The following is a 20321-nucleotide window of genomic DNA, read 5'->3' on the forward strand; positions in this document are numbered from 1 at the left end:
TCGGTGCGGACGGGAACGTAGACGAGCTCTCGGGTCACGTAGCCGACCGTCTCCCCACTGGTTGCCAATGTATGCGATAGATTACCTATAGCTTTACAATTCTGTGTGAAATCATTCGTAATATGGAGTACCACGATTCCGAGAAAGCGAAGGAGGTTGCGGGCCGCGTAGCGAACTTCATGAACGAGGTCGTCATCCCGCGCGAGCGAGAGGCGCTCGCGACGGGCGAGGACATCACCATGGACGAGATCCACGAGATGTGGGAGATGGCCAAAGAAAGGAATCTGTTCGCGCCGCAGGTCCCCGAGGAGTACGGCGGCCAGGGACTCGACTTCAGCGACATGCTTCCCTCCTTCGAGCAGGTCGGGCGCTCGCTCATCGGCGCGCTCGCGATCCGTGCCAACGCGCCCCAGGAAGGAAATATGCACACCCTCGAGATGGTCGGCACGGAAGCGCAGAAAGAGGAGTGGCTCCGACCGCTCGTGCAGGGGGAGATCCAGACGGCGTTCGCGATGACCGAGCCCAAGGTCGGAGCCGGCTCCGACCCGAAGATGCTCCAGAGTACCGCCGTCAAGGACGGCGACGAGTGGGTCATCAACGCCCACAAGTGGTGGACCTCCGACGGGCTCGGCGCTGACTACTACCTGGCGATGGTTCGAACCGACCTCGACGCCCATCCGTACGAGGGAACATCTATCATTATGGTGCCGCGCGACGCCGACGGCGTCGAAGTCCAGCGGAACATCCCACACCTCGGCGGACACGGCATCACCGAACGCGAAGGTGGCCACGCCGAGGTAAAGTTCGAAAACGTCCGCGTCCCCGTCGAGAACACGCTCGGCGAGGAAGGCGAGGGGTTCCGGATCGCCCAGATGCGACTGGGCGGCGGGCGGCTCACCCACTGCATGCGCTATTCCGGGATGGCCGAACGCTCGCTCGACATCGCGAAGGCCTACCTCCAGGAGCGCGAGGCCTTCGGCTCGAAACTCGAGGAGAAACAGGCGCTGCGCCACCGCATCGCCGACGCCGAGACGCGACTGCACGCCGCCCGCTGTATGGTCCGTCACGCCGCGCGCGAACTCGACCGCAGCGACGCCCGCATCGAGGTCGCGATGTCGAAGATGTTCACCGCGAACGTCACCAACGAGACCATCGACCTCGCGCTGCAGTGTCTGGGCGGCAACGGGATCGGCAAGGACCTGCCTATCGCCCACTTCTACGAGAACGTCCGCGCGTTCCGCATCGTCGACGGGGCCGACGAGGTCCACCGCCGCTCGATCGCCCGCTGGGCGTTCGAGGATGTCGACGAAACCGAGATCGAGAACACCCTGCAGTTCGACGAGGACCTGCGGATCGACGCGCTCGAGGAGTGACGCGCTCGAGCGCACCGCTTTCGACGGCATTTGTCGTGATTTGTCGCCTCCGGCGACTCGAGGAGCGGGAATCGAACATCGACACGGTGCGTGTCACCAACACCCATAGATATTTACCCTTCGATGGGAAAAACGGCAGTATATGAGCGGCGAGAGCACGTCACGGAAATCCGAGAGTGCGGGACTGGAGAACATCCGCGAGGCGTCGGACGCGGTCGAGAAATCCACGACGGGAATCGTCCTCGAGAAGGTTGTAGAACGCTGGCGAACGGCCAGCGCCATCGTCATGCTGGCGGTCACCAGCGTCCTGCTGTATCAGGTAGACGGCTACCTGTCGATCGATTCGCAGGTCTTCGGCGGAATCACGCTCTTCCTGTTGGGCTACTTCCTCGTAACGTTGCGGACGGACGTCCGCATGGAGTGACCGCTGGCGGACGATGGCAGGTATCTTCCGCTCGCTGACGAATACCCCAGCCATGAACGGTGAGGCGGTCGACCCGTGATCGACTGGAAACTAGACGGGTTCTTGCCGACCCAACGACAGCCGGCACCGAAAGTCGAGACCGCGGGCGACCGGGACGTGGTGCTCGCCCGCACCGGGGCGGCGGCGATCGACTTGTTCGTCTGTTACGTTCTGCTCGAGTTTCCGCTGATCTACGTCGCGAGCGTGCTCTTCAGCGGGCCCTACGAGGCGCTCGGCGGGGCCGTCGTCCCCCTGTCGTTGCTCGTTCTCCTGCCGCTCTACGTCACGTACTCGTTTACCTTTGAGTGGCGCTACGGCCGGACCCCAGGAAAGGTCAACCGCGGCCTGCTGGTAGTGATGGCGGACGGGAGCCAGTGTACGCTCCGGGCCAGCGCCGTGCGAAACCTGTGTCGGTACGTCGACCTGCTCGGCGTCCCGCCGCTGGTGGTCGGTCTCGGCGTTGCGCTTGCGACCGACGGTCGCCGCGTCGGCGACCGCGCGGCGGGCACGATCGTTGTTCGTTCGACGGCGCCGGCCGATCTCGAGACGGCGGTCACCGCCGACGCGGACACGAGCGCGGCCGCTCGAGCGAGCGGCGACGAAAAGAACTGAACCGACTAAGCGATCCGGACGCCGGAATCAGTATCGAACAGCTGGATGTGCTCGTCGTCGAAGACGAGGCCGTACTCTTCCCCGTCGCCCTCGAAGTCGGGGCCGGTGACGACGACGATCTCGCCGAATTCGGTGTCGAAGAAGCTGTGGGTCGCGTCGCCCAACGGCTCGTCGAGCAGGTGCGTCGCCGGGATGCCGGTCCCGGTGTCGTTGCTGACCCGGATGTACTGGGGCCGGAGCCCGACCTGGACGTGCTCGCCGGCCCAGCCCTCGAGGCCGTCGCGGGCGAGGCCGTACTCGTAGCCGCCGACGTCGAGTTCGACGGTGCCGTTGACCGACCGGACGTTGCCGCCGAAGAACTGGGTGGAGGGCTGGCCGATGAACTGGCTGACGAACTGCGAGACTGGTTCGTCGTAGACTTCCTTCGGCGGAGCGACCTGGGCCAGTTCGCCGTCGTTGATGACCGCGACCCGATCGGACATGGTCATCGCCTCCTCCTGGTCGTGGGTCACGTACAGCGTCGGACAGCCGATCTCGTCGGTCACCTTCTCGATGACCGGGCGCAGTTCGGCCTTGAGCTTCGCGTCTAGGTCCGACATCGGCTCATCGAACAGGAAGATATCCGGGTCGCGGACGAGCGACCGGCCCAGCGCGACGCGTTGTTGCTGGCCGCCCGAGAGATCCGCCGGCATCTTCTCGAGTTGGTTGGTGATCTGGAGCAACTCGGCGGCCTCCTCGACGCGTGCGATGCGTTCCTCCCGGGAGAATCCGGCGATCTTGAGGCCGTAAGCCATGTTCTCCTGGACGCTCATGTGAGGATACAGCGCGATATCCTGGAAGAGCAACGCGATGTTTCGCTCCTGAACCGGCTTGTCCGTTACGTCGCGGTCGCCGAAGGTTATCGTACCGCTGGTCGGCTTGTTCAGCCCCGCGACGCAGCGAAGCGTCGTAGTCTTCCCGCAGCCGGAGGGGCCGACCAGCGTCACGAATTCGCCGTCCTCGATGGTGAGGTCGACGTCGTCGACGGCGACAATTTCGTTGCCCGATTCCTCGTACACTTTCGTCAGATTTCGGATTTCGATGTCTGGCATATGTTGGTATGTCTCGTGGTGTTAGTTGTAAAGGTAATACGCGGTTAGAGCGCTCTGACCTGGAACCCCTTCAGCAGGTAGCTCTGCATGAAGTAGGCGAACAGGAGCGGTGGCAACGTCATGGCCAGCGAGATTGCCATCAGGTAGGCGTCCGGCAGGAACTGCGCCTGTCCCATCGCCCGGAGGATCCCGGGTGCGAACGTCGTCGTGTCGGTCTCGGGCAGGAGGATCTCCGCGAACGTGAAGTCGTTCCAGGCGAGCGCGAAGGCGAACAGCGCCGCGGCGATGATCGCCGGCCGACACTGGGGCACGACGACGTCCCGAAAGCCGCGCCACCGTGACGCGCCGTCGACCCACGCCGCTTCCTCGTGGGCCTCCGGAATCGTCATGATGTACTTCCACATCAGCCAGACCGCGAAGGGCATCGAGATCGCCGACAGGGCGATGATGAGCCCAACTCGAGTTCCGAGCAGCCCGATGTTCTGCCAGATCTGGTAGAGCGGAATCCCGATGACGATCGGGCTGAAGAGGTAGCCGATCAGGAGGACTCGAGCGAAGTTCTCCTTCTGGGGGAAGTCCAAGCGCGCGAGGCCGTAGCCGGCGATCAGCGAGACGAGGACGACCGTCACGATGGTCCCGATGGCCACCACGACAGTGTTGAACATGTAGGTGTACATCTCCGGCTGCGTCAACACCGTGAAGTTATCGAGCGTGAAGACGTCCGGCGCGGGAAAGACGGTAACGACGTTCTCGACCGTCTCGTAATCGGTGAAAGCCAGCTGGGCCATCCAGTAGATCGGCCAGGCACCGACGAGTACGATGATCGCGGTGCTGACGAGTTTCAGTGCCTCGAAGGCGCGGGTTTCGTCGTCGTACGAGAGGCCGAAGATGCCTCCCGGTGGTTCGCTTTGGCTCATGTTGTTGTCTCGACCTCCTCGCTGGGGTTGAACAGTTTGAAGTAGATGATCGCCGACGCAAGCAGGAACAGGAACATGACGACGGAGATCGCGTTGGCGAGTCCGTAGGCCTGTTCCGTGTAGACGGTCTTGTAGGCCAGTACTGGCAGGGTGGTCGTGGCGTTACCGGGTCCACCCTCCGTGAGCTGCCAGATGATGTCGAACTTGTTGAACATGAAGACCGAACGGAGCAAGACGACCACCGTCACGATGCCCATGAGACGCGGCAGCGTGATGTCGCGAAACATCTGCCAGCGGTTCGCGCCACAGATCTTCGCCGCCTCGTAGAACCGGTCCGGAATCGCGCGCAACTGCGCGAGCGTGAAGATGGTGACGAAGACGGCGAACTTCCAGGTTCCGATGAGGATCAGCAGCTGCATGGCCCAGCCTCGAGAGCCCAATGGAGCTTCCTGAGCGCCCCACAGGCCGAACCACTCGGTCCCCATCATCTGGAAGACGCCGCCGGCCGGATCGAACACCCGCATCGCCACCAGCGAGACGATGATCGTCGGGATCAAGTAGGCGGTAAAGACCACCGCGGTGAGCAGTTTCTGCCCGCGGGTGATACGGTTGAGTACCAGCGCCATCCAGAGCCCGACGGCGAGCTGGAGAAGCGTACTGCCGACCATGTAGACGATCCCTCGCCACAGCGAGCCCCAGAACGTGGAGATGTTCAGGACCTCGCGGTAGTTCGAGAAGCCGGCCCACTGCCACTCGGGGTTGAGCGTGTGGATGTTGTGTAACGATGCCCAGAACGCGAAGGCGATCGGAAGCACCGCGATGAGTAAGTACAGAACGACGACGGGGAGAACGGTCGCGACCCCGGCGACCGTCTCCCGCTGTACCGGCAGGTCGTCCCACGGAATGTACGCCCTGCCGGGGCGTATCGATTTTCCGGTTTCACTGGCCATATCTAGGTCTCCTCTGCATGTATGTTTGTTAATCTCACGGTTGCACATAAACGATTCGCTCACCCACTAGTACCGTCCCAAACGTTGGCTGGGGGATGAAACTGACCGACTGAAAGTAATTCCCCCGTCAGTTCAGGCTTGGAACGCCGCTAGCGCGGCCGAACGCGATCGGTCGCGTGTCTCAGTTGCGTCTCATCGATTATCCGAACGTGTCTTGGGCCTCCGAGAAGGCCTCTTCGAGTTGGTCATAGCCCCACTCGTAGGCCTCCTGAACGGAGTTGGAATCAGTGACAACGCGGTTGACCATCTCGCCGTAGAACCACTGGCGTTGCATGTACAGCGACTCCGGCGAAGAGGTGTTCGCCTCGTCGACACTTCCGTAGTGGCTGCCCCAGATCTCGTCTTGAACGTACTCGAGCTTCTCGAGTAGGTGAGGGTGTGCCTCGAAGATGCCCTGATTCTGGAATTCGTCCGAGCCGATCACGTCGGAGTAGGTCGGCAGGAACCGACCCGGATCCGTCTCGTAGAAGCTGACGGTCCGCTCCATGCTGTCGGCGTAGAGCCACTCGAACCACTCCTTGGCGTCGCCCGGCCGCTCCCCGCCGGCGAAGATGTGGTAGCCGTCGGGGGCCGGCGAGGACAGCCAGTTCTCGTCCGGGTCGACCCCGTCCAGCATCGGGTACGGGATGACCTCGGTGTTCTCGGCCACCGCGCGCAGGCCGTCGTTGTCGTCCGCCTCGGCCTGCTGTGCGGTGACGCCGATCGGCCAGCAGTTGAGGTGATAACACTGGCCGTAGCTCCCCTGCACCCAACTGCTGAGCGAACTGGACCAGCCGATATCCGTCGGATCGGGCGAGTACTCGGAGAGGTCCTTGGCGTACTCCAGTACCTCGGTCACCGTGTCCTCGGGCCACCAGACCTCGAGTTCCTCGCGGGCGTCCGGATCGCTCCAGCGAAGGCCGATCCCCGAGATGCCCGCGCTGGCCAGTAGGACGAGGAGTTCGTCCTGACTCTTGCCGGTCGGTGCGCCGGCGAGTCCGTACCCGCGCATGTCGGGGAACTCCTCTGATTCGTCGATGGCCTGTGCGTTCTCGAGGACGTCGCTGAACGTCTCGGGTTCCTCGAGTCCGAGTGCGTCGTAGACGTCCGCCCGGTATTGGAAGTTCGAAACGTACAACCCGTGTGGGATCTGGTAGAGGTCGTCACCCTCCCCAAGGAACGCATCGGTGTTTATCTCCCCGTTGACCTCCTCGATCGATCCGACCACGTCGTTGACTGTCTCGAGCTGGTCCGTCTCCCAGATATCGGCCACCTGATCGAACGTCGAGGTGTTCGCGTCCGGCGGAGTGCCCGCCTGAATCAACTGCGAAAGCCGCCCCTCCTGAGTTCCGGACATCCCGCCTTCCTCGATGTTCATGGGGATGTCCGTCTCGTCGGTAAACTCCGACTCGAGTTCCTCCCAGAGGCTCTCCCAGGGACCGGTGTAGTAATCCGTGATGAAGTGGACGTCGTCGCTGCCGCCACCACCACCTAGACAGCCCGCCATCGCCGAAGCGATTCCGACACCTGCTCCCGTAAGTACTCGACGCCTGTCGATAGTATCCCGTGTCATTCGTTCTCAAGCCATCTTGGCTATTGATAGCATCCCTCTATATGCATATAAACTTCATGTTTTTCTCATATAGATCCGAACCTTGTTTTCACTGCTCGTTCCGGCTCTCTCGCCCTCACAGATCGTATCCGACGGGAGCGGCCGCCCGTTCATCCGGTAGGCCAGTAGTCCCAGCCACAGCGCCTCGAGCGGTAACTCGTTGTAGCAGCCGTCGGCGCCGTGCAAAATGACGCGATCGCCCTCCGGCTCCGCCGCCTCGAGGAGCCGCCGGACGGGCACGCCGCTCCAGAGCGCGGTGTCCATCTGCCAGCCGTTGAGCTAGTCGCCGACGCACCGCAGCGTCGCGAACCGGTCCGCAAGCGCCATGGCGTCGGCGGCCGCGAGCGCGTCAGTCCGTACGCGATGACGAGTCCGTGGTCAGGTATCGGCTTCGGAACGCGGAACGGCGGTCGGTCGCCGCGGTGTTGGCGTTCCTAGTCCGCGTTCACACCCGCCCTCGAGACGTCCGGATCCCGCAACAGCGGAAGCGAGACGACCGTCAGACAGCTCAACACGAGCGCGGCACAGAGCACGTAGGTCGTCCGGTAGCCGAACCAGAGATCGACGGCCGGAATCGCCACGAGGGGCCCGAGGCTGAGGCCGACATCGCCCATCACCTGGTAGACTCCGCCCATTCGACCGAGTTCGTCGCCCGGCGTCAGGTCCCCCACGATCGCCAACATCGCGGGCGCAGCCGCACCCATGCCGGCACCGACGAGGACGATTGCCCCCAGCAGCGCCTCGATCGTCGGGACGTAGGCGATGACCAGGAAGCCCGCGCCCATCGAGAGGAACGCGGGCACCGTCAACAGCGTCCTATCGCTGACCATGTCCGACGCCCAGCCGGTAACGACCGTCATCGACCCCGAGGTGATCACGCCCAGCCCCATCACGATCCCGCTGATGCCCGCCGCGCCGAGCGTGGAGAGTTCGAGGCTGTAGTCGCTGGCGTAGCGGGCCAGCGTCGAGAGGACGATCCCGCCCCAGAGAAAGCGGACGGCGAAGTTGCCGTAGCCGATCAGGACGACGGTCGGGTTGGCGGCGAGCAGCGCGGGTACCTCGCGGAGCTTCGCGGCCCGCCCGTCCGCGCCGGCGTGGACGTCGGGCAGGACGAGCGTCGCGACGGTGCCGGCGAGCAACGCGAGGATACCGGCGGTGAGAAACGCCGTTTGCATGCTCGCGAGATCCGTCAGGAGGCCGCCGAGGACGAGCCCGGTCGGGAATCCGAGCGACTGGCCCCCGCGCATGTAGCCGACCCACCGGCCGCGGTTGTCGGCCGACGTGACGTACGTGATCGTCGCGAACGCGCCGATGAAGACGAACGCGCTGCCGACGCCCCAGAACAGCCGCGATACGACGAAGACGACGCCCGGAAGCGACACGTCCCCAAGTATCGGCACCGTTCCCAGATCGGTCGGCGGCGCGTGGAGGCCGACGACGTAGCCGAAGGGAGCCAGCGCCTGCGTGAACAGGCCGAAAATCATCGGTGTACGCGCGCCGACCCGGTCGATGATCGTTCCGGCGGGCGTGTTCATGAACAAACGAGCGATCCGGTTGGCCGAAAGGATCACGCTCAGGATGACCGCGGAGATGACCAGCCGCTCGTCGAGCAACGGCAGCGTCGGGAACGCGACGCCGGTCGCGACGCCGCCGAAGAACACGCCGGCGATGACCGCGAGCGCGATGGTCCTGATCTCCGCCGTCGAGTAGATGAGCTCTTCAGACATCGTCGTGATACACACCGAGTCGCGTCTCCGGGTACGGATAGCTCACGGTTCGATTCCACGCTCCTCGAGGCGGCGCGCCACGGTGCCGTCGTACGGCGGCTCCGTGAGCGTCTCCGCGGAGACGATATCGAACTCCATGTTGCCCGTGGTTTGTCGTTCGGGCTGAAAAATATATGGGTACTGGTAACACGGGTCTCGTTCCGGGGTCCTCCCGCGCGAGCGTCGCCTCGAGCCGGTCGCGCTCGTGGCGCGGGTCCGCGTTACTTCCCGAGGCGGGGAAGGCCCGTGATCTCGACCGTTTTGCCGACCATGTAGGAGGAGTCCGGGCTGGCGAGGAACCGCGCGAGGTTGGCGATCTCGAGCCCGGCGACGGCCGACCTCAAGTAGGGAAGCGAAACGATGCGCCCGATTTTTCGTCGGCTCGACTACTTCGGTACGAACACCGGAATCGCCGCCTTGTCGGAGACTCGCCAGAACGTGACCCCGACGGCTGCGCCGATCTCGAGGGCGTCGGGCTCGGCGTCGAGCAGCGCGAGCAGACGCGGTCCCTCGGCGAGGTCGATCGCGCCGACGACGTACGGTGTCCGATCGGCGAACCCGGGTTCGCCGGGGACGTGACAGACGGTGTAGGTGTAGATCGTGCCGACGCCATCGCTTTCCGCGAACGGCGGGTCCTCGGCCCCGCAGGCGGTACAAACCGCCCGCGGGTAGAGTTGGCGGTGACCGCACTCGCAGGCCTGGTAGCGCAGTTCGCCCTCGAGAGTGCCCGCCCAGAAGGGGACCGTCGCGCCGGTCGGGACCGGCACCGGCCCGTCCCACTCCTCGCGGCGGTCCTCGATGCGGCCCGTCACGCTTCCCTCCGAAGGACGACGGTGCTGCTCGAGGAGAGCAAGCCGCCGGTACCGTGGGCGACGGCCACCTCGGCGTCGTCGACCTGTCGATCGCCCTCGTAGTCGCCCCGGAGCTGACGGGCGGCCTCGATGAGGAGGAAGATCCCGAAGTGGCCGGGGTGGCAGTACGAGAGGCCGCCGCCCTGCGTGTTCATCGGCAGCTCGCCGCCGGGGGCGGTCGCGCCGCCGGAGACGAACTCGCCGCCGTCGCCCTTCTCGCAGAAGCCCAGGTCCTCGAGGGTGACCAGCGCGGTGTAGGTAAACGAGTCGTATATTTCGGCGACGTCGACATCGTCGTGGGTGATCCCCGCTTGCGCGAACGCCTTCGGTCCCGTCACCGCCGCACCGGTGGTCGTCATGTCCGGCATTTCGCTGATGTCCTGTCGGTGGGTGCTCGTCGAGGCGACGCCCGCGACGGCGATCTCCGGTATCCCGAGTTCCCGCGCTTTCTCCTCGCTCACGAGGACGACCGCGCCGCCGCCGTCCGAGACGAGACAGCAGTCCAGCAGATTGAACGGCTCCGCGATCGGACGCGACTCGAGCACGTCATCGACCGAAATCGGCTCCCGCTGGGCCGCTTTCGGATTCATCGCGGCCCATTCGCGGGTCGCGACGGCGATTTCCGCGAGTTGCTCCTCGGTCGTGCCGTACTCGTGCATGTGTCGACGCGCGGCCATCGCGTAGGCCCCGGGCGGCCGGAAGAGCCCCGTCGGCCGGACGAAGCCGTCGACAGGATGGGTCTCCTCGAGCGATCGGTCCCGGTCCGAGCCGGTCTTGCTCGACGAGCCGTAGGCGACGACTACCACGTCGGCCTCCTCGCGGGCCATCGCGTCACGGACGTGCCCGCAGAAGTGCTCGAACGACGAGCCCCCGATCTCGGTCCCCTCGAGGAACGAAGGGGTATCGAGATCGAGGTACTCGGACAGCAACAGTGCGGGCATGTAGTCCTCGCCGCCGGCGACCGCGACGCCGTCGACCTCGTCGAGGGTGCAGCCGGCGTCCTCCAAGGCGCGGACGGTCGCGATGGCGGCGTTGTCCAGCCAGTTCCGGTCGGGCGTCTCGCCGAGGTCGCTCTCGGCGACGCCCGCGAGGACCGGTTCAGCCACGGGTGCCCCTCCGCGTGACGGATCGTGTCATGGTCACCCGATATCCGGACCGAACACAAATAGCTTGTGGTAAGAGACACCGTATCACCCTCCGAATGGACACCACTGTTGTTGAATCTATCGCCATTCGCTACCAACGTAACGAGATCATACACCGTCACCTGCCAACCATAGATACTATTTTATACCATTCCGTGATATCATGGAACATGGATTTGGCAGACGTTACCGAGGATGCCAGAAAAGGGAACGTGGCCCGACTCCACGACGAGACGGCCCGACTGCACGGCGACGCCCAGGCCATCGAGTACCACGGACGGACGCTGACCCACAACGATCTGCAGGCCGAAAGCGCTCGGTTCGCCGGCGGGCTGGCGAATCTGGGGATCGAACCCGGAGACGTCATGCTCCAGTACCTACCGAACTGTCCGCCGTACCTGATCGGCGCGCTCGGCGCGTTCAAGGCCGGCGTCGTCGTCTCGCCGGTCAACCCCCAGTACCGCAAACGGGAACTGACCTATCAGCTCGAGGATACCGACGCCTCGGTCGTCCTGACCCACGAGGCCGTAGAACCGCACCTCGAGGAGGCCCTCGAGGCGAGCGACCTGGATCCGGTGGTCATCTCGGTCGGCGGCGATAGTGAATACGTCCGCGCCTTCGACGACGTCCGCGGCGAGGAGACGTTCGTCGAGCGGGCCGACGACGACGTGGCCCTCCTGCCGTACACCTCGGGGACCACGGGCGAACCCAAGGGGGTCCAGCTGACTCACCGGAACTTCCGGGCCCAGACGTTCTCGGTCCTCTCACAGGAGCAGGCGCTCGCGGACGAGAACGTCAGAAGCCTCGTCTGGCTCCCGCTCTATCACATCACCGGCTTCACGCACACCGCCTGGCAGCCCCTCGTCCGGGGCGGCAGCGTCTACCTGCGCAGCGCCGCGAACTGGGACGGCGATGCCGCCATGGAACTGATCGAGCAGGAGGGGATCACCCACTACGTCGGCGTCACCGCGATGTACGTCGACATGATAAACAGCGAGAAGTTCGGGGAGTGCGACCTGACCAGCCTCGAGTCGGTCAGTGAGGGCGGTGCGAAGATGTCCGTCGCCGTCCAGGAGGAGTTCGAGGAGACCGCCGGCGTCGAGATGTCGGAGGGGTACGGGCTCACCGAAACCACCGGCGCGACTCACACCCAGAGCGGTTCGACCTTCGGCTTTCGCCACGGGACGATCGGCCAACCGACCCGGATGACCGAGGCCGTGATCGTCGACGGCAGCGGCGAGACGGTCGGCATCGGGGAGGAGGGCGAACTCCTGGTGCGCGGCCCATCGGTGATGAAAGGCTACCACGACATGCCCGAGGCGACCGAGGAAGCGTTCACCGAGGACGGCTTCTTCCGGACCGGCGACATCGCCCGCCGGGACGCCGACAACTACTACGAGATCGTCGACCGGAAGAAACACATGATCAACTCCGCGGGCTACAACATCTACCCCAGCGAGCTCGAGGAGCTGCTGGCCGAACACGAGGCCGTCGCCGAGGGAGCGATCGTCGGAATTCCGGACGAGCGGCGCAACGAAGTGCCGAAGGCCTACGTCGTCACCGCGCCGGGCGTCGAAGCCGGCGAGGACGTCACGAGCGAGGATATCAGGGACTACTTCCTCGACAACGTCGCCTCCTACAAACACCCTCGAGAGGTCGAGTTCATCGAGGAACTGCCCCGTACTACCTCCGGCAAGATCCAGAAGTACAAGCTCGAGGAGCGAGCGGAGGAGTAGCGCGTGACCGTTGTCGGCACCCCGTACGTCCTCGCGGGCGCGGCGCTGGGCGTCTTCGAGGAGAAACCGCTACCCGAGTCGTCGCCGCTGTAGGCCCGCGAGGACGCGGCTCTCGAGAACCGCGTCGGCCTCCCCCTCGATCACGGCGAGGCCTTCCTGAACGAGTAGTAGCGGACGCCGTCCCGCTCTTCGTACTCGACCCTATCCCGACCCTCGAGTGTTCCCAGGGCCCCGAGCGTGTCCAGCAACTGGGCCGGATACCGGACTTCGCCGGCGCGGTTCCGAGTGATCTCCCGCGGCGTCGCCGGCCCGACGGCCGTCACCGCCTCGAGCGTCTCCCCCGTAAGCGATTCGAGTTTCGAGCGCGTGTTCTCTACGGCGCTCGCGTAGTCGGTGAAGACCGGGCCGTGGCCGGGAAAGACCCGATCCACGGCCTGCCCTTCGAGGCGGTCCATCGCGCGGTGGAAGTCGTCGACGGCGTCGTAGGCCCCGTAGTCGATACCGACGTTGATCGCGCCCGGACGGAACGGCTCGATGAGCGCGTCTCCCGAAAAGAGGACGCGCTCGCCGTTCAGGTCGGTCGCCAGGGCGGCGTGATGAACCTGATGGCCGGGCGTGTGAATCGGCTCGAACGTCCGACCCGCGACGGTAAACGGCTCGCCGAACGCGAAGGGGACCGTCGCCCTGGAGGCGAGCAGGTCGCGGTTGCGCTCGAGCGACGACGTCGCGCGCTCGATCTCGCGCTCGATCGCCTCTCCGCGGTAGCCCGCCGAGCGACCGATATCGCGGACGCCAGCGGCGAGGTCGCTCGGATCGCGCTCGAGTTGCTCGAGGACGGGCCGAGGGGCGTAGACGGTGGCACCGGCCTCGTACAACAGCGGGACCTGCCCGATGTGATCGCTGTGGGGGTGGGTGACGACGACCGCTTCGATGTCCGCGAAGGCGTATCCCCTCGTCGCCAGCCCCTCGCGGATCGTCGCTTCGGCGCGCTCCTCGGGGTCCCCGGCGTCGATCAGGATCGGCGCCGGCTCCTCGAGGAGGTAGGCCGCGGCGTGTTTCGGCGGCCACTCGATGTCGAAGTCGATGCGGGACACCTCACTCGCGGCGCTCGCGCCCCGCTCCGTCGATTCGCACATCTTAGATGAGTTCGCGGGCGATCGTTCGCTTCTGGATCTCGTCGGTTCCCTCGAAGATGCGGAAGACCCGCGCCGAGCGGTAGTTGCGTTCGATCGGCAAGTCCTTCATGAAGCCGGCCCCGCCATGGACCTGCATCGCGATATCGGCCGCGTCGTTGGCGAGTTTCGCACCGCGGAGCTTCGCCATCGACTCCTCCTTGCGGGCGCGCTCGCCGTTGTCCATCTTCCAGGCGGCGTAGCGGTAGAGTTGGCGGACCTGCTCGATGTCGGTCGCGAGCTCGGCAAGTTGGAACGATATTCCCTGTCGGTGGCCGATGGGCTTCCCGAACGTCTCCCGGTCGCGGGCGTACTCGACGGACAGATCGAGCAGGAACTCGGCCGTCCCGACGGCGCCGGCGGCGATGTTGATCCGGCCGCCGCCGATCCAGTCCATCGCGGACTGGAACCCCTTGTCGACCTCGCCCAGCACCTGCTCCTCGCCGACGCGGCAGTCGTCGAGGTGGATTTCGGCGTGCGTGCCGGGGGTCATCCCCATCGCGCGATGGATCGTCCCGATCTCGTAGCCCGGCGTCTCCTCGTCGACGAGGAAACACGTGATCCCGCCGAGGTCGCCGTCCTCGCCGCTCGTGCGAGCGAAGACCATTGCGAAGTCGGCGTAGGGCGCGTTCGTGATGAAGACCTTCTGGCCGTTGATGACCCACTCGTCGCCCTCTTTCTCCGCGTCGGTGTCCATGTGGTGGGCGTCGCTGCCGTGGCCCGGCTCGGTCAGCGCAAAGCAGGTCGTGATCTCGCCGTCCATCAGCGGCTCGAGATACTCCTCGCGCTGGCGCTCGTCGCAGGCGAGCAGAATGGGCGTCGGACCGCCCGCGCCGCCGAAGATGGCGCTGTGAAAGCCCGGAGGCCGGTTGGACATGTGCTCGCCGACGATGGCGCGGGTGAGGATGTCGACGTCGCCGCCGCCGACCTCCTCTGGCATCGTCATGCCGTAGAAGCCCGCTTCGACGGACTTCTGGCGGATCTGCTCGACGATGTTTCGGTACTCGGGGACCTGCCGGTGGTCGTCGTTGACGATCTCCTTCTCGTAATCGGCACCGAGGAACTGATCGTACTCGGTCTCGAGGGGGGCGACCTCCTGCCTGATGAATTCGTCGAGCGCCTTCTTGATCTGTATCGCCTCGGACGGTTCGCTAAAGTCCATAACCTGCCTTTCATAACGGTCCACTTAAGCGTTACCGTGGGGCATGGGTTCAACCGGCGCGAGACCGACCGGTCGGCTCGTATCGGCCGAATTCGCGTCGGAAACGAGCGCACGCGGTTCAGCGGGAATTTTTCGGGTGCGACTGCTGTTCATCAGAACGGAACAGTTTTACAAAACTTCGTTGAATACGAACTATGGCAACAACGCGCACGGACGGAGGCAATCGGGTCGAGGCAGTGGTCAAAGCCCTAGACGTCCTCGAAGCGCTGTGGCAGGCCGATGGGGCCGGGGTAACGGAGCTCACGGAGCGAACCGGACTCGCGAAAAGCACGGTCCACGCCCACCTGACGACGCTGTGCTCGAAGGGGTACGTGGTTCAGCGGGGCAACGAGTACCGGCTGAGTCTTCGATTCCTCTCCTTCGGCGAGCACGTCAAACACGCCGAGCCGCTGTACGAGGCGTCCGACGAGCCCATCAACGCGCTGTCAGAGCGAACCGGGGAGCGGGTACTCTGTTCGACACCCCAGAACGGGCTCGGTACGGTCATCAACGTCAGCGAGGGCAGCCGCTCATTCACGAGCGATATCGACGTCGGAACGCACACATACCTTCACAACTCTGCCGGCGGGAAGGCTATGCTCGCGCACTTTACCGAAGAGCGGGTCGACGAGATCATCGACGAGTGGGGACTCCCCGTCTTCACCGACGAGACGATCACTGAACGAGACGCTCTCTTCGACGAACTCGACGCGGTTCGCGAGGAGGGCATCGCGTACAATGAGGGGGAATACCTCCATGGGATCAGCGCGATCGCCGCGCCGATCCTGGACAACGACGGGACCGTCTACGGCGCGGTCACCGTCACCGGACCGGAACACCGACTCGCGAACGAGTGGGAAGAAAACAACCTCGACAACGAGCTGTTATCCACGGCGAACACGATCGAAGTGAACGTAATGTTCTCGTAACCGTTCAGTCGGAGTGAACGCGATCCGTCACGCCAGGCCCGTGCCGCCTATCGACAGTTCGTCGGCAAGATCGTTCTCGAGACGCAGATTGAATTACAAACATACGTCCGTAATATCAGCTGGATTCCGCGCCCGAACACGGGTTGATCCGTCCGCGAACGTTCGGACACGGTTCGCCCGCAGTCCATTGCCGACCGAACGCCAATAATACCAATTTCAAAAGTATATATCTATTCCGATAAAATGTCATTCCGGGCACCGTCTAGTTAGTGCGGTTTGAGAAGCGAGCAGGTCGTAGAGGTAGTTTGGAATGACACTTGTAGACCTGCTCAGTGAGTGCTACGCGGCGGAATTTGATGAAGCTTGGGAGCGTGAGCGGACGGCGACGCCCGTCAGGATGTTCGCCATCCGTCTCCACGCGACCGGTTGTTCGCTTCGAGAGACACAAGCGATTCTTCGCTTTATCGGCGTTGAACGTTCTCACCAAGCGATCTGGAACTGGGTACATCGGCTGGCTGACAGCGTGCCAGACCCGCCGACGGCGAAGCCGTCGCAGGTCGCCATTGATGAAACAGCTGTCAAGATTAACGGTGACTGGTCTTGGGTATACGCTGCAATAGAGAGTGATCGTGTTCACACTCACAGCCATGCGTTCTCATGTAGCGCTCTCCGGCAACGTAGCGAAGAGTTCTCGATGAACGTGAACGGAGACCATCCTGCCGAGTGCAGACAGTTATACTCGACCACCGGCGTTCGGTGACATCAGTGACCCATCGGCCCTCTCCACTCCGTTCTCACCTCATATTCCGAGGATTAGCAGTCTTTCACCTATCAAACCCGATACTTTTTCTCTCATGGTTCCGATCTATGACCATGGTCACTATTCGTCGCGCGCGACCCGAGGACGCTCACCCACTCTCACAACTTCTGGAGGCCAATACCAAGGAGAACTTGACGGCTGAAGAACGCGAAGAAGGATACATCACTGGCGGTGGTCCCCCGGAGGACGCACTCGCAGCGATGGCCGAGGACCCCGGATTTGCCGTCACCGCCGACGGGAACGAAGTGATCGGTTGCATCGGCGCGTCTACATTCGACCAGCACGAGGGACAATCGGTGGTCGAGACGATGGCGGATGCCTGCTCAGAGGCGGACTTTCGCGGTGAGTCCCTGTCTGCGTATCGGACGTTTCTCTACGGACCCGCCATCGTCGCCCAAGACTATCGCGGTAGGGGAGTTCTATCGGACATGTTCGAGACCCTCGTCGAGACCGTCGCCGAGGAATTCGAGGTTGGATTGGCATGGGTCGCAAACGAAAATCAGGCGTCATACGCTGCTCACACTGACGGACTCGGCATGACTCCGATAACCGAATTCGAGTTCAATGACGACCAGTACACGGTCGTGGCATTCCTCGTTTCAGAACGCGAATCGTGATGGATACACCCAGTTGCGGTCCGAGTCGCTTCCGGAGCGGTAGTGATCTGTGATTTCCGGTCCACTATTGCCGAAGTCAGCTACGTAGCAGGTCCGATCTGATCGCCGACTGCTATCCACTTCAGCGCTAAACAGGTGTTTTCGAGGTCGACCAGAAAACCCCCGTTCTTTATATATCGTTTAGAGGTGTCGTTAGGTTCCCGAATGCACCTATGAATATTGCCGCCTACGTCCGCGTCTCGACTGACGATCAGAACGAGAACCGCCAGATGCGTGCGATCCGCCAGAAGTACAGCGAGGAGGGAAATCAGATCGAGTGGTTCTGCGATCTCGGTGAGAGCGGAGCCTCTGTCTCACGGGAAGAGTACCAGCGTCTCCGCGAGCATGTCGCCGGGTACGATGTGGTGGTCGCCCACGAACTCGACCGGCTCGGGCGATCATTCGCGGATCTCGCCGGGTTCGTCGATGATCTCCGCGAGAAAGACGTCGACATCGATCTCGTGAACCAGCCCATCGGGACGGTTGGCGAGGACGACTGGATGGCCGAAATGATGCTCAACATGATGATGGTGTTCGCCGTCCGCCTTCACGCGACCGGGTGTTCGCTTCGAGAGACACAAGCAATTCTTCGCTTGATCGGCGTAGAACGCACTTATCAAGCAATCTGGCACTGAGTACATCGGATGGCTGACAGCGTTCCAGACCCGCCGACGGCGAAGCCGTCGCGGGTCGCAGTTGATGAGACTGCTGTCAAGATCAACGGCGACTGGTCTTGGGTGTACGCTGCAATAGACTTCGATTCGCGGCTTATTCTCGATGTCGCAATGTTCGGACGGCGAGGCACCGATCCAGCCGCTGCATTCCTGCATCGATTAACCGAGAAACACGATCTCTCCGAGGCGGTGTTTCTCGTCGATGGCTATGGTTATCTGATTGCCCTCTCTCGAATAGGATTGAGCGGTCAGCTCGACTATGTCGAGAGAAACCCGATCGAAAAGTGGTTTCAGACCTTCAAGATGCGGGTTGACCGCTTCCATAACTCGTGGGTCGACAGTCGGGGGAGCGTCAGAGAATGGCTTGAACAGTTCGTACACTACTATAACACGCAACGACCACACCAGTCACTCAACGGACAGACACCAGCGGAGGTGCTAAACTAGACAGTGCCTCATTCCATGATGGTTCATTTCTAGGCCATCTCTCGCCTCACTGGACCACAGCGTTACCGAATACGACTGGGGTTTACACGCCCTCTCGAGTTCGTTGCCGAACCGCACCGACCCGTAGCCGAGTGAAGTTCACGGAAGTTACATATCTGACGGCTAATTCCCCGCTATATGCCTGTAGAGCGGTTCTCGGTATCGGATCGCAGCGAACAGTTCGGTCGGACACGCAACGGTACGGCGGGGGATCGTAGTCATCGCTCGATCGTCGGAGAGAAACGTGTTAGGGCCCGATTACGTCCGATCGAAACTACAATGGGGTGACGAACTCTTAAAGAAATATTTTCGATATTTACCTATAATAGTCAGAATTGTATAAATTATCTCGAGGCAACCGTATCGACCATTGTCGCATCGTGGTAGCGGCGTAAACGATCGTCGATGTATCGAATACCGTCGAGTAGGCGGTGCATAGTATACAGAGACAATTCCGAAAATTCGAACAGATGACTAGTATGGTATCAAGATATTCATCAACTCGAACTAGCCGATCTGATAAAACGAGCCGAGACCGGTTGCGTTCTCGTCCTGATGAAGACGGTCTGCCGAGTGAGCATCTGTTCACTATGCAATCAACCATTCCCTCTGATATGAGCCGTGAGACGGCCACCAATCGGTGATATATATGAACGGTGTGCTGCCCGTTAACTTCACACGCGCCGTCCTCACGATCGCCCTCTGTGCCGTCCTCGTCACAGGTGTCATTCCGGGTGCCGCCTTGAGCGCCGACGGGTCACTGTCTGCCGACGCAGCCGTTGTACCGCCCGAGGCTAACGTCTCCGAACCGGCCTACGAGGAACCGGCCCCGGAACCAGGGGATCAGTACTTCGAGGCGGCCGACCCGGAAGATAACTGGATCAGCTACACGAATCCGCGTGACAACTATCGAAGCCCGTACCTCGGCGACGGCTCCGGCAAGATCTGCGTCACGTTGCTCAACAAAGCGGGTGAGCCGGTCGTCGGCGAAAGCGTTCCGGACACGACGGTGACGATCCCAACCGGCGATACGCTTACGTGGCACAGCTACGCCGATCCGATGACCGTGGAGTACCCACTGACCGACAACTACGAGTGGCCGCTCGACGCCGATCAGTTTGGGACGAGTCCGGATCTCCCACAGGGAGACGGGTACATGGACTCTCACTGTATCGAGTTCCACGGACACCCGGAGGGCGCTACCGTCGAGTACGGTGAGGTACAGATCGAAGGCGACCACGCGGACGACATCGAATTCGTCGGTTACGTCGAACAGCCAAACAGTGACTGGAATACGAGCGTCGATCCGATAGCCGATGCCGAATCGTATGAGGAGGTCGGCGGCAACTGGACCTATCAGAGCGAGGAACATGAGCGGTTACACGGCCAAGTCGTCGCTGTACTCCAGCTCGACGTGGCGGAAGGCCATGTCGAAGCCAATGACGACGATGACCAGGCTACCGACAGTGACACCGAAACGAATACCGAAGACGAAAACGAAACGGAGGATGTTGACGAAACGCCCGGATTCGGATTGGCCGCCGCAGTCATCGCACTATCGGCACTCGCCCTCGCCCGCTACCGACGGTGACGAAACCAGGAAAATTGTCCGCATCTCCATTTCACTGCTGTGTTGAATCGTTATATGCCCTGTTTTTCAACAGGACCGAATAGCTCTATTCGAATCCGTTAGGAGAAGGAGTACATTTTTACTGAACGATACTCGTTTGTTTGATATGGCAGTCCATGACAGTAGTAATGAAGACGACGGCTCAATCAATCTTCCAGGTGTTGTTCCGTTCGAACTGTCGCCTTTGACTCGACTGAG

Annotated in this window: 19 protein-coding genes and 2 pseudogenes; 10 read left to right on the forward strand and 11 right to left on the reverse strand. The window is 62.6% G+C overall.

Features of this window, described 5'->3' with window-relative positions; all coding sequences use genetic code 11:
• Nucleotides 1–122: 122 nt before the first annotated feature.
• From HALLA_RS17670 to HALLA_RS17680, 3 genes are all read left to right on the forward strand, one after another.
• Nucleotides 123–1373 (forward strand): acyl-CoA dehydrogenase family protein, encoded by a 1251-nt coding sequence (locus HALLA_RS17670; protein ID WP_049954806.1) that lies wholly within the window; start codon nucleotides 123–125, stop codon nucleotides 1371–1373.
• Between the two features lie 142 nt (nucleotides 1374–1515).
• On the forward strand, nucleotides 1516–1797 hold the full coding sequence (locus HALLA_RS17675) for a hypothetical protein (protein WP_049954807.1): 282 nt from the start codon (nucleotides 1516–1518) through the stop codon (nucleotides 1795–1797).
• Nucleotides 1798–1872: 75 nt separating this feature from the next.
• Nucleotides 1873–2448 carry an RDD family protein gene (locus tag HALLA_RS17680; protein WP_049954808.1) on the forward strand — a complete coding sequence of 192 codons (576 nt, stop codon included), beginning with the start codon at nucleotides 1873–1875 and terminating at the stop codon, nucleotides 2446–2448.
• A gap of 5 nt (nucleotides 2449–2453) precedes the next feature.
• Here the strand turns inward: HALLA_RS17680 and HALLA_RS17685 are convergent, their stop codons facing one another.
• The 5 genes from HALLA_RS17685 to HALLA_RS17705 all read right to left on the reverse strand — a co-directional run bounded on the left by HALLA_RS17685 (nucleotide 2454) and on the right by HALLA_RS17705 (nucleotide 7321).
• On the reverse strand, nucleotides 2454–3539 hold the full coding sequence (locus HALLA_RS17685; protein ID WP_049954809.1) for an ABC transporter ATP-binding protein: 1086 nt from the start codon (nucleotides 3537–3539) through the stop codon (nucleotides 2454–2456).
• 44 nt (nucleotides 3540–3583) lie between these two features.
• Entirely contained in the window at nucleotides 3584–4456 is an 873-nt protein-coding gene (locus HALLA_RS17690) for a carbohydrate ABC transporter permease (protein ID WP_049954810.1), read from the reverse strand.
• On the reverse strand, nucleotides 4453–5406 hold the full coding sequence (locus tag HALLA_RS17695; RefSeq protein WP_049954811.1) for a carbohydrate ABC transporter permease: 954 nt from the start codon (nucleotides 5404–5406) through the stop codon (nucleotides 4453–4455). The genes HALLA_RS17690 and HALLA_RS17695 overlap by 4 nt, the downstream gene beginning before the upstream one ends.
• 199 nt (nucleotides 5407–5605) lie before the next feature.
• The gene (locus tag HALLA_RS17700) at nucleotides 5606–7018 is read right to left on the reverse strand and encodes an ABC transporter substrate-binding protein (RefSeq protein WP_174887918.1); all 1413 of its coding nucleotides are present in this window, start codon (nucleotides 7016–7018) and stop codon (nucleotides 5606–5608) included.
• Between the two features lie 54 nt (nucleotides 7019–7072).
• The gene (locus HALLA_RS17705; protein ID WP_049954813.1) at nucleotides 7073–7321 is read right to left on the reverse strand and encodes a molybdopterin-dependent oxidoreductase; all 249 of its coding nucleotides are present in this window, start codon (nucleotides 7319–7321) and stop codon (nucleotides 7073–7075) included.
• Here HALLA_RS17705 and HALLA_RS21515 point away from each other — a divergent pair.
• A complete protein-coding gene (locus tag HALLA_RS21515; protein WP_242406258.1) occupies nucleotides 7238–7495 on the forward strand; it encodes a hypothetical protein in 258 nt (85 codons plus the stop codon). The genes HALLA_RS17705 and HALLA_RS21515 overlap by 84 nt on opposite strands.
• On the opposite strand, the gene HALLA_RS17710 is transcribed toward HALLA_RS21515, so the two are convergent.
• The 4 genes from HALLA_RS17710 to HALLA_RS17720 form a co-directional block, all read right to left on the reverse strand.
• Complete coding sequence (locus HALLA_RS17710; protein WP_049954943.1) at nucleotides 7492–8784, reverse strand: MFS transporter; 1293 nt, start codon at nucleotides 8782–8784, stop codon at nucleotides 7492–7494. The two genes, HALLA_RS21515 and HALLA_RS17710, sit on opposite strands and share 4 nt — an antisense overlap.
• Nucleotides 8785–9044: 260 nt before the next feature.
• Nucleotides 9045–9167, reverse strand: a complete 123-nt coding sequence (locus tag HALLA_RS21685; protein ID WP_277921488.1) for a hypothetical protein — start codon at nucleotides 9165–9167, stop codon at nucleotides 9045–9047.
• A 42-nt stretch (nucleotides 9168–9209) separates the two neighbouring features.
• Nucleotides 9210–9635 (reverse strand): Zn-ribbon domain-containing OB-fold protein, encoded by a 426-nt coding sequence (locus tag HALLA_RS17715; protein ID WP_049954814.1) that lies wholly within the window; start codon nucleotides 9633–9635, stop codon nucleotides 9210–9212.
• Nucleotides 9632–10780: an acetyl-CoA acetyltransferase gene (locus tag HALLA_RS17720; protein ID WP_049954815.1), complete on the reverse strand. Its 1149-nt coding sequence runs from the start codon at nucleotides 10778–10780 to the stop codon at nucleotides 9632–9634. Before HALLA_RS17720 ends, HALLA_RS17715 begins: the two co-directional genes overlap by 4 nt.
• A gap of 209 nt (nucleotides 10781–10989) precedes the next feature.
• Between HALLA_RS17720 and HALLA_RS17725 the strand changes: the two genes are divergently transcribed.
• Nucleotides 10990–12555 (forward strand): class I adenylate-forming enzyme family protein, encoded by a 1566-nt coding sequence (locus tag HALLA_RS17725; RefSeq protein WP_049954816.1) that lies wholly within the window; start codon nucleotides 10990–10992, stop codon nucleotides 12553–12555.
• 140 nt (nucleotides 12556–12695) lie between these two features.
• Here the strand turns inward: HALLA_RS17725 and HALLA_RS17730 are convergent, their stop codons facing one another.
• On the reverse strand, nucleotides 12696–13691 hold the full coding sequence (locus tag HALLA_RS17730; protein WP_049954817.1) for an MBL fold metallo-hydrolase: 996 nt from the start codon (nucleotides 13689–13691) through the stop codon (nucleotides 12696–12698).
• 1 nt (nucleotide 13692) lies between these two features.
• Nucleotides 13693–14889 carry an acyl-CoA dehydrogenase family protein gene (locus tag HALLA_RS17735; protein ID WP_049954818.1) on the reverse strand — a complete coding sequence of 399 codons (1197 nt, stop codon included), beginning with the start codon at nucleotides 14887–14889 and terminating at the stop codon, nucleotides 13693–13695.
• 194 nt (nucleotides 14890–15083) lie between these two features.
• Between HALLA_RS17735 and HALLA_RS17740 the strand changes: the two genes are divergently transcribed.
• The 5 genes and pseudogenes from HALLA_RS17740 to HALLA_RS17765 all read left to right on the forward strand — a co-directional run bounded on the left by HALLA_RS17740 (nucleotide 15084) and on the right by HALLA_RS17765 (nucleotide 20084).
• Entirely contained in the window at nucleotides 15084–15857 is a 774-nt protein-coding gene (locus tag HALLA_RS17740) for an IclR family transcriptional regulator (RefSeq protein WP_049954819.1), read from the forward strand.
• Between the two features lie 310 nt (nucleotides 15858–16167).
• Nucleotides 16168–16485, forward strand: a pseudogene (locus HALLA_RS17745) (IS6 family transposase); the annotation flags it as partial.
• Between the two features lie 245 nt (nucleotides 16486–16730).
• Complete coding sequence (locus tag HALLA_RS17750) at nucleotides 16731–17294, forward strand: GNAT family N-acetyltransferase (RefSeq protein ID WP_049954820.1); 564 nt, start codon at nucleotides 16731–16733, stop codon at nucleotides 17292–17294.
• Nucleotides 17295–17506: 212 nt separating this feature from the next.
• Nucleotides 17507–18454, forward strand: a pseudogene (locus HALLA_RS21250) (IS6 family transposase).
• Nucleotides 18455–19142: 688 nt separating this feature from the next.
• Nucleotides 19143–20084, forward strand: a complete 942-nt coding sequence (locus HALLA_RS17765) for a hypothetical protein (protein ID WP_049954821.1) — start codon at nucleotides 19143–19145, stop codon at nucleotides 20082–20084.
• Nucleotides 20085–20321: the final 237 nt, after the last annotated feature.

The organism is Halostagnicola larsenii XH-48, assembly GCF_000517625.1.
GTDB lineage: Archaea > Halobacteriota > Halobacteria > Halobacteriales > Natrialbaceae > Halostagnicola > Halostagnicola larsenii.

Coding starts and splice junctions, on each gene's coding strand:
- HALLA_RS17675 (WP_049954807.1), top strand. CDS start 1,516: ATGAGCGGCGAGAGCACGTCACGGAAATCCGAGAGTGCGGGACTGGAG.
- HALLA_RS17690 (WP_049954810.1), bottom strand. CDS start 4,456: ATGAGCCAAAGCGAACCACCGGGAGGCATCTTCGGCCTCTCGTACGAC.
- HALLA_RS17740 (WP_049954819.1), top strand. CDS start 15,084: ATGGCAACAACGCGCACGGACGGAGGCAATCGGGTCGAGGCAGTGGTC.
- HALLA_RS17725 (WP_049954816.1), top strand. CDS start 10,990: ATGGATTTGGCAGACGTTACCGAGGATGCCAGAAAAGGGAACGTGGCC.
- HALLA_RS17705 (WP_049954813.1), bottom strand. CDS start 7,321: ATGGACACCGCGCTCTGGAGCGGCGTGCCCGTCCGGCGGCTCCTCGAG.
- HALLA_RS17695 (WP_049954811.1), bottom strand. CDS start 5,406: ATGGCCAGTGAAACCGGAAAATCGATACGCCCCGGCAGGGCGTACATT.
- HALLA_RS17700 (WP_174887918.1), bottom strand. CDS start 7,018: ATGACACGGGATACTATCGACAGGCGTCGAGTACTTACGGGAGCAGGT.
- HALLA_RS17710 (WP_049954943.1), bottom strand. CDS start 8,784: ATGTCTGAAGAGCTCATCTACTCGACGGCGGAGATCAGGACCATCGCG.
- HALLA_RS17670 (WP_049954806.1), top strand. CDS start 123: ATGGAGTACCACGATTCCGAGAAAGCGAAGGAGGTTGCGGGCCGCGTA.
- HALLA_RS17750 (WP_049954820.1), top strand. CDS start 16,731: ATGGTCACTATTCGTCGCGCGCGACCCGAGGACGCTCACCCACTCTCA.
- HALLA_RS17735 (WP_049954818.1), bottom strand. CDS start 14,889: ATGGACTTTAGCGAACCGTCCGAGGCGATACAGATCAAGAAGGCGCTC.
- HALLA_RS17765 (WP_049954821.1), top strand. CDS start 19,143: ATGAACGGTGTGCTGCCCGTTAACTTCACACGCGCCGTCCTCACGATC.
- HALLA_RS17685 (WP_049954809.1), bottom strand. CDS start 3,539: ATGCCAGACATCGAAATCCGAAATCTGACGAAAGTGTACGAGGAATCG.
- HALLA_RS17730 (WP_049954817.1), bottom strand. CDS start 13,691: ATGTGCGAATCGACGGAGCGGGGCGCGAGCGCCGCGAGTGAGGTGTCC.